The sequence below is a fragment of the Candidatus Amarolinea aalborgensis genome (genome assembly GCF_900491745.1).
Lineage (GTDB): Bacteria > Chloroflexota > Anaerolineae > SSC4 > Amarolineaceae > Amarolinea > Amarolinea aalborgensis.
In genome coordinates this window covers 1-13,455 of record NZ_UETR01000031.1, presented here as the reverse complement: position 1 = coordinate 13,455, position 13,455 = coordinate 1, and the positions used below count along the sequence as shown (strand labels likewise).

The 13,455-nt window shown below is 62.3% G+C and carries 7 protein-coding genes; 6 read left to right on the top strand and 1 reads right to left on the bottom strand.

All coding sequences use genetic code 11. The features are described 5' to 3' along the window. Positions 1–616: 616 nt before the first annotated feature. Positions 617–1,564, top strand: coding sequence for a GNAT family N-acetyltransferase (locus ACPQ6D_RS20135; RefSeq protein WP_423226148.1), 948 nt, complete (start codon positions 617–619; stop codon positions 1,562–1,564). A gap of 136 nt (positions 1,565–1,700) precedes the next feature. On the opposite strand, the gene dnaA is transcribed toward ACPQ6D_RS20135, so the two are convergent. Next, a complete protein-coding gene (dnaA, locus tag ACPQ6D_RS20130) occupies positions 1,701–3,137 on the bottom strand; it encodes a chromosomal replication initiator protein DnaA (RefSeq protein ID WP_423226147.1) in 1,437 nt (478 codons plus the stop codon). 657 nt (positions 3,138–3,794) lie between these two features. On the opposite strand from dnaA, the gene dnaN reads away from it, so the two are divergent. The 5 genes from dnaN (at position 3,795) to ACPQ6D_RS20105 (ending at position 13,418) form a co-directional block, all read left to right on the top strand. Continuing rightward, a complete protein-coding gene (dnaN, locus tag ACPQ6D_RS20125) occupies positions 3,795–4,979 on the top strand; it encodes a DNA polymerase III subunit beta (RefSeq protein WP_423226146.1) in 1,185 nt (394 codons plus the stop codon). Beyond that, positions 4,980–7,145: a UvrD-helicase domain-containing protein gene (locus ACPQ6D_RS20120; RefSeq protein ID WP_423226145.1), complete on the top strand. Its 2,166-nt coding sequence runs from the start codon at positions 4,980–4,982 to the stop codon at positions 7,143–7,145. It begins immediately after the preceding gene. Then, entirely contained in the window at positions 7,145–9,616 is a 2,472-nt protein-coding gene (locus tag ACPQ6D_RS20115; RefSeq protein WP_423226144.1) for an ATP-dependent helicase, read from the top strand. Before ACPQ6D_RS20120 ends, ACPQ6D_RS20115 begins: the two co-directional genes overlap by 1 nt. Positions 9,617–9,682: 66 nt before the next feature. Beyond that, on the top strand, positions 9,683–11,017 hold the full coding sequence (locus ACPQ6D_RS20110) for a WD40/YVTN/BNR-like repeat-containing protein (RefSeq protein WP_423226143.1): 1,335 nt from the start codon (positions 9,683–9,685) through the stop codon (positions 11,015–11,017). 124 nt (positions 11,018–11,141) lie between these two features. Next, a complete protein-coding gene (locus ACPQ6D_RS20105) occupies positions 11,142–13,418 on the top strand; it encodes an SdrD B-like domain-containing protein (RefSeq protein ID WP_423226142.1) in 2,277 nt (758 codons plus the stop codon). The last annotated feature ends 37 nt before the right edge of the window (positions 13,419–13,455 follow it).

Sequence of the window (13,455 nt, the reverse complement as noted above, 5' to 3'; positions counted from 1 at the left end):
ATCAAGCCCGTTGACGGGCCTGGCGTAACCGGCGATTGATCGCCGGCGGCGTCCACGACGCAGAACACCGCGGCGTGTTCGTTCAGCCAGCCCGTTGACGGGCGCTGTTCACCGGGCCCGTCGCCGGAGATGAAGTCCTCCGGCTGAACGGCGGTGAACCGGCTGGCGTGATGTCAGCATCAGCCCCGTTGACGGGCGCTGCGGCGTAGCGCGATTGATCGCGCGGCGTCCCGACGCAGACGCACACCGCGGGCGATGTTCGTTCAGCGCCCGTGGGGCGCTGCGCGATTCACCGCCGGGCGGTCGTCGCCGGGCGGATGAAGTCCTCCGGCTAAAGAACTTCGCCCGGTGAACCGGGCTGGCGTACTGTCCGGCATCAAGCCCCGTTGACGGGGCGCTGCTTCGTAGCCGGGCGAGGGCGCACTTCAATGTCGGGACGTAGCCCACGAAGGTTGGGCTTGGCAGTGGCTGCATGGATTTCAATCTCCCCCAGTCCGACCTGCCCCCGTTTGAAATGCACCCGCCTGGATGCGCGCTGTTGACAGAACGGCCGGCGTGGCGATAATAGGACTCTGGCTTCTTCGTGAAGCCGGGCTAATCGGCCAGGAGTCGTTCGATGCAGCAAGCCAAGTTCTGTCCACAGTGTGGTACTCCCCTGCAAGAAGCGCAGTTTGGCGACCGCATGCGGCCGGTATGCCCGGCCTGCGGTTATATTCACTATGTCAACCCGGTGGTCGCGGCCGGCACGCTGGTTGAGGAACGTGAGCGCGTGGTGCTCATCAAGCGCGGCGTGGATCCGCGAACGAACACATGGGGGCTGCCGGCCGGCTACGTGGAAGCCGATGAGACGGCCGAAGAGGCCGCGATCCGTGAAACACGCGAAGAATCTGGCCTGGACGTGGCGCTCGACGACCTGTTGGGCGTATACTCCTTTGGCAGCGCCGAACAGATGCGCGGGGTGTTGATTCTTTATGCTGCACACACCATCGGCGGGGAATTACACGCTGGCGATGACGCCCTGGACGCGCGCTACTTTGCGCCAAACGAGCTGCCGCCCGATGACCAGATTTCTTTCTGGACGCACCGCAAGGCCCTGCATGATTGGCGACGCGCGCGCGCCGTGACCTACCGCGCCGCGACCGAGGCTGAGGCCATCGCCGCAATGGAGATCAACCTCAAGTATGGACAGCCGCCGCGCGATTTCCTGGCCATTGTGCGCCAGGATGCAAGCGTGCTGCTGATCGCCACGGATGGTCAGACCATCCTGGGCTATGCCACGCTGGCGGTTGACCTGCCCGGCGAGACCGTGCGACTCGACAATGTCTTTGTCCTGCCTGCTTCGCGGCGTTGGGGCATTGGCACGCGTCTGCTGACCTCTAGTCTGGACTACGCGCGCCGCCGCGGGGTCAAGCGGCTGATCACCGAACTCGATGCCTCCAATCCGGCGATTGTCGTCTACCTGAAAGCCGGCTTCCGCATTTGTGGGTATCTCGATTTGTCCTTGTTCCAGCAGCCCACGGCCACCCACCCTGTACTTTTCTTGACCTATCGTATCGGCGATTGAACGCGCAGACGGCCGCCAGGTCGGCGGCCGTCTGGATGGCGTCGAGTTATCCACAGCGCGTGGTAGTTATCCACAGGTTGGGATAGGGCTTATCCACAAGCAAACGTGTTATTTTCGTGAAAACGCCGCGCGCGGCTCATTTTCCGGACAGGAGTTGTTCGCGCACCTCGACAAGCTGCTTGCGTATGGTTTCATCTTCGGCCAGGTGCTGGGTTACTTTTTCGACGCCATGCATCACCGTGGTGTGATCGCGATCGCCCAACAGGCGGCCAATCTGCGGCAGTGACAGGTCAAGTTCAGAGCGCAGCAAATACATCGCGACATGCCGCGGCCAGACGATGCTGCGCGCGCGGGACGTGCTGAGCAGCGCGCTGCGCTCGACTTGGTAGTAGGCGCAAACGCAGGTCAGGATACTTTCGCTCGTCGGTTTGGCGCGCGCGGGCGCCAGCTCGCTCAGAATGCGCTCGGCCAGGTCCGTCGTGATTGGGCGATGCAGCAGCTGCGCCTGCGCCACGACGCGCGTAAACGCGCCTTCCAGCTCGCGGATGTTGGTCTGCACGCGGTGCGCAATGAGCATCAGCACATCGGCCGGCACCGGCATCGGCTGGCTGTTGGCGCGTGCTTGCAGGATCGCGACGCGCGTCTCAAGGTCTGGCGCCTTGATGTCCGCCGTCAGCCCGCCTTCGAAGCGCGAACGCAGGCGATCTTCCAGCAGCGAAATGGAGCGCGGCGGCCGATCGCTGGAGAGGACGAGCTGACGATTGGCCGCATACAGCGCGTTGAAGGTGTGGAAAAACTCCTCTTGGGTGCGTTCTTTGTCCGCAATGAATTGGATGTCATCAATCAGCAGCGCGTCGCAGGTGCGGTATCTCTCACGGAAGGCTTCGGTGCTTTGGGTGCGCAGGGAGCCAATCAAGTCGTTGGTAAAAGCCTCGGAGGAGACGTAGATTACGCGCAGCCCGCGACGCTGCAGGTCATGCGCAATCGCTTGCAACAAGTGCGTCTTGCCCAAACCGACATCGCCGTACAGAAAGAGAGGGTTATAAGCCTCGCCCGGTTTTTCCGCGACCGACTGAGACACGGCATGCGCCAGCCGGTTGCCAGAACCCACGATGAAGGCTTCGAAGGTGTGGCGCGGGTTGAGCGGCGGCGACGACACCGCATCGGACATCGTTGTCAAGCGGCTGCCTGACCCGTTTCCGTTGCTGTGGGCCGATTCCTGGCGCGGGGATTCCTCGCGCACGCGCTCTGCCCGCAGCAGCGGCGACTCAGCGCCGCTGCGTTGTTCCAGCGGCTCGCGATTACGCACGACGAAGCGCAGATCAACCCGGCGGCCGACAATGGCCGCCAATGTGCGCCGCATCGTTGCGCCGAGTCGGTTTTCAAGCCAATCCTTGGCAAACGCATTGGGAACCCCAATGGTGTATTCGTCTTGATTACAGCCGACCACGGTTGTGTCTTTGACCCACGTGTCAAAGGTCGCGCGCGGCATCTGCAGTTTGAGTTCACCCAGAGCAGCCTGCCAATGCACGGCAGGGGCGAAACTACTGGTCATTTGGGCAATTCCAGACATGATTATTCCATCATTCCTGTCTTTACTGCAGGGTATCATCGTCATCAAGCCACACAGAGACGGCAAAGCCCGGGGTGTGGCCGCAGTGGTGGCGGGGGACAAACTCCAAGCCTGACAAGGCGCTCTTGACCGTTCAAGTTACAGAGGCGGACACGGGTATGGGCATGGGCTACGTGGATTCATCTTCGATGTGCCAGCACGCCGGGATACGTGCAAAACATCGGGGTTCCCAGTGGTTAGGCAACACGTGCAGCAATGCACTCGCATGTGTTAAACACTTCCAGCGCCACTCTAACGGTCGTTAACATTCTACCATGCCCGCCAAACCCGTGCAACCCCTTCGCGGAGGCTCCTAGACCGCCTATTTTGACCTTTTACGTCAAGTTAACGCCACCGAACAGCTGTACTACACAACATCTAGGACAGTCTTTTTTTCCAAACGCTAGATAACTGCGATTTTCACAACCTGACAACAAAAACGCTACTTCTGTCTGGTTCATAATTTTAAGGTTGTCTTCAAAACAACCCGCCGTCGCTGCGCCGCCGTAGGCTGGCCGTAAACCGCCGCTGAGATTGGAACAGAAGCCGGTTGTATGGTATACTGGCTTCCATCAATGAGTCGTTGGACGACACTCGTCATACCCAGGAGGCTGTCACGTGCGCATTACTTGCCTGCAAGAAAATCTGGCCAAAGGCCTTTCTATCGTCGGACGCGCGGTATCTTCCCGCAGCACGCTCCCTGTCTTGAGCAACATCTTACTGGCAACCGACCAGGGACAGCTCAAGCTGGCGGCGACCAACCTTGAAATTGGCATCAATTGTTGGATTGGGGCCAAGGTTGAGGATGAGGGCGCCATCACCGTGCCCACCCGTATCTTGTCCGAATTCATCAACTCACTGCCCGCCGAGAAGATTGACCTCGATCTGTCTGTGCGCACGCAGACCCTGAACTTGAAGTGCGCCCGCTACGAAGCCAATTTCAAGGGCATTGACGCGGCCGAATTCCCCACCATCCCTACGGTCGCCGATCGGGGCGACACGGCCGTGATTGAGCTGCCGCCTGCAACCCTGCGCCAGATGATCCAGCAGGTTGCTTTTGCCGCCTCCACCGATGAAAGCCGCCCCACCCTAACCGGCGTCGAAGTGCGTTTTGAAGAAGAACGAATGACGATGGCTGCCACGGACGGTTACCGACTGGCGCGGCGCAGCGGCGGCATGGGCATGATCGGCGGCACGCGCAACACCGTCATCGTGCCGGCCCGTTCGCTCAGCGAAGTGGCGCGCATTGCCGCGGATGCCAGCGACGAGCGCCCGATTGAGGTGACTATTACACCCGCACGCAATCAGATCATGTTTCACATTTGGGGCAAGAGCGACGGCAAGGGCGGCTACCACCAGGTGGACGTGGTCAGCCAATTGCTAGACGCGACTTTCCCAGACTACAACGCTATCATCCCGCGCAGTTTCAAAACGCGCGCGGTGCTCGACACGCAGGCCTTTCTACGCACCGTGCGCATGGCGTTCCTTTTTGCACGTGAGGCGGCCAATGCCGTGCGCGTGCAGCTTTCGCCCAGCGAAGGCCTGAAACCAGGCACCCTGACCATCACCGCAACGTCGGCCGAGTTGGGCGACAACGTCAGCGAGATGGATGCGCTGGTCGAAGGCGACGCCAACGAAATCGCTTTCAACGCCAAGTACCTGATTGATGCGCTGTCCGCGATTGACACGCCGCAGGTGGCGCTGGAGGTCACACGATCCACTGCGCCGGGCGTCATTCGCCCCGTGGGCGCCGGTCCTGAGGAATACACTCAGGTCATCATGCCGATGCAGTTACAGAAGTAAGTGACATCATTACCCTCTCAACCAGAACTTGCCGATCTACCCGCCTGGGCCGTCGAAGGAAATAAGGTTTTCCTTCACGGCCCGGCGGCCGCGGGCAAAACGACCCTGGGTGTGGCGCGTTTGCACCATCTGCTCAATCAACGCCGCGTCTCCGCGCGGCGTATCCTGGTGCTGACGCCGCAGCGCAGCCTGGGCCGGCCTTACTGGAATGCCCTGGCCGCGCCGGCCCTCGCGCGCAGCGGCAGCCAGGTCACCGTACAGACCGTGGGCGGTCTGGCCCGCAACCAGGTCGAGTTGTACTGGCCGCTGATTGCGGGCGAAGCTGGCTTTGCCCATCCCGATCGCGAGCCGGTCTTTCTTACCCTCGAAACAGCGCAATACTACATGGCCGGGTTGGTGCGGCCGCTGGTCAACAGCGGTCGCCTGGACGCGCTCAGCCTCAGCCAGGCGCGCATCATCAGCCAGGTGCTCGATAATCTCAACAAGGCCGCGCTCGTGGGCTTTCCCCACACCGATGTGGCGCGGCGCCTGAAGCAGGCCTGGCAGCACGATTCGGCCCGACCGCTGGCCTACGAGGCGGCGCAAGAACTGGTCAATGACTTCCGCGCCTTTTGCCTGCAAAACAACCTGCTCGATTTCTCTCTGCAAATCGAAGTCTTCAGCCGCACCCTGCTGGCAAATGACTGGTGTCGCACGCAGCTCTTCCGCAGCTATGACCATCTGATCGCCGATAACCTGGAAGAGGATACGCCGGTTGCGCACGATTTGCTGCAGCGCTGGCTGCCCGACCTGAAATCCGCGCTGTTGATCTACGACGCGGACGCTGGTTATCGCGTTTTTCTGGGCGCGGACCCGGACTCGGCGCAACGGCTGCCGGCCGCGTGCGCGCAGCAGGTTGCGCTGGTCGCCAATCATGTGTCCTCGAACGATGTGCAGGCGCTGGCGGTGGCACTGACGCGCCACGTCAGCGCGGGCCGGCGACCAGAGATCGCCGCGGCCGCCGATGCAGAGACGCCCACGGCGGACGGTGTGGCCCGCGCTGCGTTCGATGTGGCTCTGCGTCGTTTCTATCCCGAAATGCTCGACTGGACGGCTGACACGATTGCACACCTGGTGCATGTGGAACAGGCGCCGCCCAACGAAATTGCGGTCCTGGCCCCGTTCGTCAGCGATTCCCTGCGCTTCTCGCTGATGGACCGCCTGGCGCAGCGCGGCGTCCCCGCACGTTCCCACCGGCCTTCGCGTGAACTGCGCGCAGAGCCTGCCACCCGCTGCCTCTTGACCCTGGCTGCGCTCGCGCACCCAGGCTGGCTGGCGCCGCCGCTGACGGCCGACGTGGCGCAGGCGTTCTACCTGGCGCTGGATGGCCTGGATCCGGTGCGCGCTCATCTGCTGACGCGCATTGTCTACCGCACCAAAGCGGACGAGCCGCCCACCTTGACTTCGTTTGACCTGATCGCGGGCAAGGCGCAGGAGCGCATCACCTACCGGCTGGGGCAGGCGTATGAGCAACTGCGCCGCTGGCTGCTGGCCTACCAGGCGGACGAGGTGCAGGCGCTCGATCATTTCCTCAGCCGCCTCTTTGGCGAGGTGCTGAGCCAGCCTGGCTTTCGTTTTCATGCCGATTTTGACGCTGGCCGCATTGCCGCGCAGTTGATCGAATCCGCGCGCAAGTTCCGCTGGGCTGTGACTGGCGTCGGCCAGACATCGCTGCTGGACATGGGGCGCGACTACCTGGGCCTGGTCGAAAGCGGTTTGATCGGCGCGCTCTTTGTCGAAGGCTGGCAGGAAGACGACGACGCCGTCCTCCTGGCGCCCGCTTACACCTTCTTGATGCGCAATCACGCCGTGCAGCATCAGTTCTGGCTCGACATCGGCAGCGCTGGCTGGGCGGAGCGCCTCGATCAGCCGCTGACGCATCCTTACGTGCTCAGCCGGCGTTGGGGCGAAGACCAGGTGTGGACCGACGCCGATGAGATGGCGACCAAACAGCAAAACCTGTACCGCTTGCTTCTGGGGATGCTGCGCCGCTGCCGCACGCGCGTGCACCTGGGCATCACCCAGTGGGGCGAGCAGGGCTTTGAGCAGCAGGGATTGCTGGTGCAAGTGCTGCAGCGCGTGCTGGGGCAGCTTGAAAATCCCGCGCCATCCGGGGGCAAGGTCTGATGGACACGCCTGTGGTCGCCGCCAGTTCGCCGCCGCGTTTCGCACCCCGACCTGCACAGGCGCGCGTGCTGCAGTTCCGCGGCGGTCGCCTCGGGATCAGCGCGGTGCCGGGCAGCGGCAAAACCCAAACGCTGAGCCAACTGGCCGCGCAGCTCGTGCGCGATCTGGCCGCACGACCGGATGAAGCGCTCAATCCCTTCGAGGCCCCAGAAGTGCTCATTGTCACTTTCTCCAATTCGGCCGTGGAGAACTTTCGCCAACGCATTGCCAGTATTTTGCGCAGCGAGTTTGGGCTTCTGCCCAATGTCGGCTACCGTGTGCGTACGCTGCACGCGCTGGCAAACGACATCGTCCGCATGCGCCCTGCGCTCGCCGGGCTGGCCGATGACTTTCAAATTGCCGATGAACGCGCCGCGCAGCAGGTGCTGGATGAAGCCTTGCAGCATCAGCTCAGCCTGGAACCAACGGCGCTCGATTATTTTCTCGAAGCAACGCTCAGCGAGCCGCAGAGATTCATGGTCCGCCGCGAAAAATGGCCGGAGTTGGCGCGTGACATTGCCAGCGTGGTAATCCGCCGCGCCAAGGATTTGGAGCTGACCCCGACCGAGCTACGCCATCGTCTGGGTCATTTGGACGGCCCGCGTCACGCGCTGCTGCGCCTGGGCCTGGCTGTGTACGAAAGCTATCAGCGCGGCCTGCAGATGCGCAACATGGTAGACTTCGACGACCTGATTCGCCTCGCGCTGCTCACGCTGCGCCTGGCGCCCGATTTCCTGGATCGGCTGCGGCGCCGTTGGCCCTACGTGCTCGAAGATGAAGCCCAAGACTCCAGCCTGCTGCAGGAAAAAATGCTGCGCTTGTTGACCAATACCAGTGAGCAAGGCCCGCAGGGCGTGGGCGGCGGTCATTGGGTGCGGGTGGGAGATCCCAACCAGGCCATCAACACCACCTTCACGACCGCAGATCCTGAACATCTGCGCCAGTTCTTGCACGAACCGGGCGCGGTGCGTCTTGATCTGCCCGATTCTGGTCGCTCAGCGCGGCCGATCATTGACCTGGCGAATTACCTGGTGGATTGGACGTACGCCGCCCATCCGACAGCCTGGCTGCGTCGTCACGCCTTCTTGCAGCAAACCATCCGACCGACGCCGCCCGATGACCCGCAGCCAAACCCCACCGAATCGTTCATCTACCTGGATGAACGCAGCCATACGCCGGACAGTGAATTGCAAGCCGTGGCCGATTCGCTGCGCCGTTGGCTGCCCGATCATCCTGATTGGACGGCCGCCGTGTTGGTGCCAGAAAACAGCCGCGGCTTCCAACTTGCGGCCGAGATGAAGGCGCTTAACTTACCCTACGAAGAACTGCTGCGCAGCAGCGCGGAGACGCGCAACGTGGCCGGCAAGCTGGAATTGGTGGTGCGTTTCCTGGCGCAGCCTGACCAGCGCCTGCGGCTGACCGACGTTTATCGGCAGGTGTGGTGGGGTCGCGGGCGCGAGGTTGAAGCAGAATTGGCTGAGGACGCGGGGCCGGCCGAGGCTGCGGCGCCGACCGATGAAGCTGAAAACACGCTGCGAGACGCGCTGCCTGCCGCAGCCATCCCGTTCAGCGCGGGGCCGCTGCCGCTGTCAACCCTGAGCCTGGCGCAATCCCAACAGGTGCAAAAGGCCCTTAGCCGTTTGACCAACGTGGAAGATTTCCTCTATCCCGGCCCTGGCGGCGACTGGCTGGCGGCGTTCAAATTAGCCCTGGAACAGCCGATGGTCATGGACGACCTGCGCAACTTCCGCCAGGCGGTGCAGCGCTGGCTGGAAGCCAGTGTGCTGCCCATTGACCAGCTCATTTTGACCCTGGGGCGCGAACTATTTACCGAGCCGAGCGAACTGGCCTTGACGCACAAGCTGGCCGTGGTGCTGACCGGCGTGGCTGAAACCAAAGCCGGCGTGCGCCTGCCCGAGTTAGCGGACGAGCTGCAAATCATTGCCCGTAACCAGCGCCGCTTCCTGGGCTTCGATGCCGCCGACAACGGCTACGAACCCAAGAAGGGCATTGTGACCATTGCCACCATGCACGCGGCCAAAGGCTTGGAGTGGGATCGCGTGTACCTGATGGCCCTAAACAACTACAGCTTCCCCGCAGCCCAGCCGCACGACGCCTACCAGTCCGAGCCGTGGTTTGTGCGCGATGATCTGAATCCCCAGGTCGAAACCCTGGCGTTGATGGAAGCGATCATGCAGGATGATCTGGCCGGCTACGTCGAGGGCGAAGCCTCGGCGCAGGCGCGGTTGGATTACGCGGCGGAGCGGCTGCGCCTGTTCTACGTCGGCATCACCCGTGCGCGCAAGGACCTTATCATCACCTGGAACATTGGCCGCTTTGGCGTACAGGACAGCGCGCGGCGCAATCAAGCCGCCGCGGCCTTCCTTGCGCTGCATGAATACTGGCGTACGCGCCTCAAGGGGCGGCCATAGGATCGGTTTCTTGCCGGTCCCACTGGAGCCTGTTCTTCCCCTCACACCCATATACGGAGTAAAGCCTTGAAGTTACATAACCTCATCGTTACCTGCTGCCTGGTCGGCATCGTCCTGGCGGTCAGTTTTGATCATGGCCGCGCCCAGCGCGGGCGCGGCGCGCCGCGCGAGATGACCGGCGCGTGGGAGCTGCAGTACAGCCATCCCAACCCGGAAGCTACCCTGCGCGGCATCAAGATGCTCGACGCCCAGACCGGCTACGCGGTAGGCGGTTCGGATTGGTATCCAGGTCTGGGCGGCGCGTTTGGCGTCATTTTGAAGACGACCAATGGCGGCGTCACCTGGACGGAACAAGCGCACCCGGCCACCGGCTGGCTGCACGGCCTTGATTGCCTGGATGCCAACACGTGCTGGGCGGCCGGGCAATATGGCTATATCCTGCGCACCACCGATGGCGGCGCGTCCTGGCTCCTGTCGCAAACCCCCAACTATGGCGGCTGGCTCTACTCGGTTGGCATCGTCACACCCGACACGATTCTCCTGGGCGGCACGCAGGGCGAGGTCTTCCGCTCAACCAACGCGGGCGCGAGCTGGCGCCTGTACGATGTAGATGGCGGCCCTGGCGGCGTGGTCATTTGGGATTTTGCCTGCTTCAACGGCGCAACCTGCTATGCCGCTGCGAATGGCGCCAAGCTCTATCAATCCTCGGATGGCGGGCAAAGCTGGAGCTTCTTCTTTGCCACGGGCGCGGACAACACGGCCATCCACTGCGTCAGCAGCAGCCGTTGCTGGATGTCTGGCGCCACCTCGCAGCAGGGCCTTGTCTACTACTCCGCGGCCGCGGGCAGCACCACGCCGTGGGACCAGCAAACGCGCAAGTCGGGCCGCAAATTCTTTGGCATCTCCGTGTTGGCCAACGGCGTAGGCTGGGTTGTGGGCGGTGAAGGCGACGATCCGCACTACACCGGCGCGCTGGCCTACACCGCGAACGGACAGGATTGGGATAACGTCGCTGCGCCGGCTGGGGCCCAAGAGTTCTGGGACATCGAACTGCTCGATGAAGACCACGGGTGGCTGGTCAGCCACGACGGCAGCATCTACCGCTATCGTCCGCCTGCCACCCCCACGCCCACCGCCACCTACACGCCGACCGTGACTCCCACGCCGACGATGACGCCGACGCGCACACCTACCCCAACCCCCACGCGCACCCCCACTGCGACAGCCACGCCGACTGCGACAGCCACGCCAACGGAAACGCCATCGCCCACACCAACGGGAACGCCATCGCCCACGTCCACGCCATCGCCAACACCGACCGATACGCCGTCGCCTACACCGACCGATACGGTTGCGCCTCCCCCGATCCGCAGCTGGTTTTTCCCGATTATCTGGCGTTGAATCAGGCATGGGCCTTTTTCAACTTGGATGACAGTTTTGTCACCTTTGCGTGACCGATCTTCATCTGGCGTTAAGTTGCTGACCGTATACTGGACTTACGTTCCCCATCCTACGAGGTCGAACTATGAAACGAATTCAACTAATCTTGATAACGCTCTTGTGTGCGTTTGTCTTACTGATTGTGCTGGCGACCGTCGTGTTTGGACAAACCGCGCCAAATGACGCCAGCGCGCCTGATATCCCGCTGCCCTGGATGAATGATCCAGGGCTCTACATGATCAGTCATGATGGCAATGCGGATCCGGTTCGCTATTCGCTGACTGGCAATCTGCGCACCTTTGACTGGGGCGAACTCAACCCCGCCAGCGGCGTGTACGACTGGGCTTTGGTGGACGATTATTTGGCTGCGGTCGCGGCCACGGGCAAGCGCGCGGCCATCGGTATCAGCACCTACAACGGGCGCTGCTGCGGCGGCATCAACGGTACGCCGGCCTGGGTATGGCAGGGCAACGCCAACGCAGTGGTCATTACGGCGTCATGCGAAATCTCACCTTCGGGCGGCTGCCCGGATGGGCTGTGGCGCGTGCCGCGTTACTGGTACCGCAGCTACTTGAACCCCTACGGCGCGTTTGTTGCGGCTCTCGGCAATCGGTACAAGAACGATGCGCGCGTTGAGTGGATTTCCATCGGTTTTGGCACCTACGGCGAAAACAAAGCTGGGGGCAACCAGGGCGAGATTGACGCCCTCATCAGCGCCGGGTTGACCAAAAGCCTGTGGATGAGCACGACCAAAGAGATTGTTGACGATTACGCCGGCGCTTTTCGCACCGGCTCCAGCCTGGTGAAGGGCCTCTTTGTCCAGATTGCTCCCTACACTTTCACAGAGGCTGAACGGTGGGAATTAGCCAATTACGCCGTCCCGCGCGGGGTTGGCATCTCGCTCAATGGCCTGGTGCCTGACTTCAACGAGGCGTGGCGTGGGCCAACCACGTGCAGCAATACGAACTTCTGCGGCATGTACGACACCGTCTACCAAAACCACACGTCGGTGCCCATCGCCTTCGAAACCTATCAATACATGCTCTGTAACAACACCGAGGTGTACTGGGGTATGCTCAGCGGCATGGACAAGAAGGCCGATGTGATGCGTCTCAACGAAGACCTCTTCTACAGCCGTGACGTCACCAGCGGGGTGCGTCTCGACAATATCCCCAACATGGAGGTGTTCTCCTGGATGAAGGATTATGTGGGTAAGAACGCTGCCAACACCCCGAATGTGTGGGTGGCGATGCGCGAACATCGCAACCCCACTACCTACTGCTATGCGCCAAGCGAACAGACTTATTATCCGCAGGTGGGTAACTACAGTTTCTACCTGACCCAGGAAGACAATATCTCCGGCGGCCGCACAGTGGCCGAAACAAATGTGGCTGGCACCCAGTACCTCGGCTGGTGCGGGGGCGCCAATGACCCCAACGGCAATCCCTACCCGTGCCATAACAATCCGTACAACAGCAATCTACCAGCCGGTCGTGAGGGTTGGGTCGCGCGGCGCACCGATCAAGCGGGCGGCAATCCCTACATGTGGTTCAAGGTGAGCGATGGCTACTACTTTGCCAGCAACAGCACGATCCGCATTGCCGTGACCTACGCCGACCTGGGAACTGACACCTTCAAGGTGGAGTACGATTCCAACAGCGGCCTGCGCGACGCGGTGGTCGAAGGCAGCAGCCAGGCGATTGTCACCAAGACCAACAGCCGCAGCTGGAAGACAGCGGTTTTTCTTGCGCCCGATGCGCGCATGGCCAACACCCTGAGCGGCGGCGCGGACTTCCGCTTGAACAGCCGCAGCGACGGCGATGAGCACATTCACCTCGTGATGGTCTCTAAACAATCCACAACCTACATCGGGCCTCCCGCCACCTTCACGCCGTCGCCCACGCCGACGAACACGCCGACCCCCACGCGCACGCCAACGCCGACGCCCACCCATACGCCGACAGAGACGCCGACCCTCACGCCGTCGCCGACGCTGACGCTGACGCCAACGCCGACCGTGACGCCGACGCCGATGCCGCAAACCGGGCACCTGGCCGGCATCGTCTTCAACGACCTCAATCGCAATAACCTGCTGGATGCCGGCGAGCCGCCGTTGGCCGGCGCGATCATCAGGCTGAAGCGGCCGCCCAACAGCCTGGTGACAACCGTCATCAGCGGTAATGACGGCACGTACACCCTGCCCGACGTCAGCGCTGGCTCCTACCTGTTGGAAGAAGCGCCGCCGCCGCTTTACGCTGGCGGGCAGCAGGTCGGTGTGCAGGTGCAAGCGGGGAACACGTTCTTCTACAATTTCCCCAACGTCTACGCCCCCCCGGTATACATCCCCTGGCTGCGAAAATAGGTTCAGAGTAACTATTCAGGCGGCGCGCCGTGGCAAC

Bases quoted from the DNA above. Each gene is read 5' to 3' on its own strand.
- ACPQ6D_RS20135 (WP_423226148.1), top strand. From the start codon at position 617: ATGCAGCAAGCCAAGTTCTGTCCACAGTGTGGTACTCCCCTGCAAGAA.
- dnaA (WP_423226147.1), bottom strand. From the start codon at position 3,137: ATGTCTGGAATTGCCCAAATGACCAGTAGTTTCGCCCCTGCCGTGCAT.
- ACPQ6D_RS20115 (WP_423226144.1), top strand. From the start codon at position 7,145: ATGGACACGCCTGTGGTCGCCGCCAGTTCGCCGCCGCGTTTCGCACCC.
- ACPQ6D_RS20105 (WP_423226142.1), top strand. From the start codon at position 11,142: ATGAAACGAATTCAACTAATCTTGATAACGCTCTTGTGTGCGTTTGTC.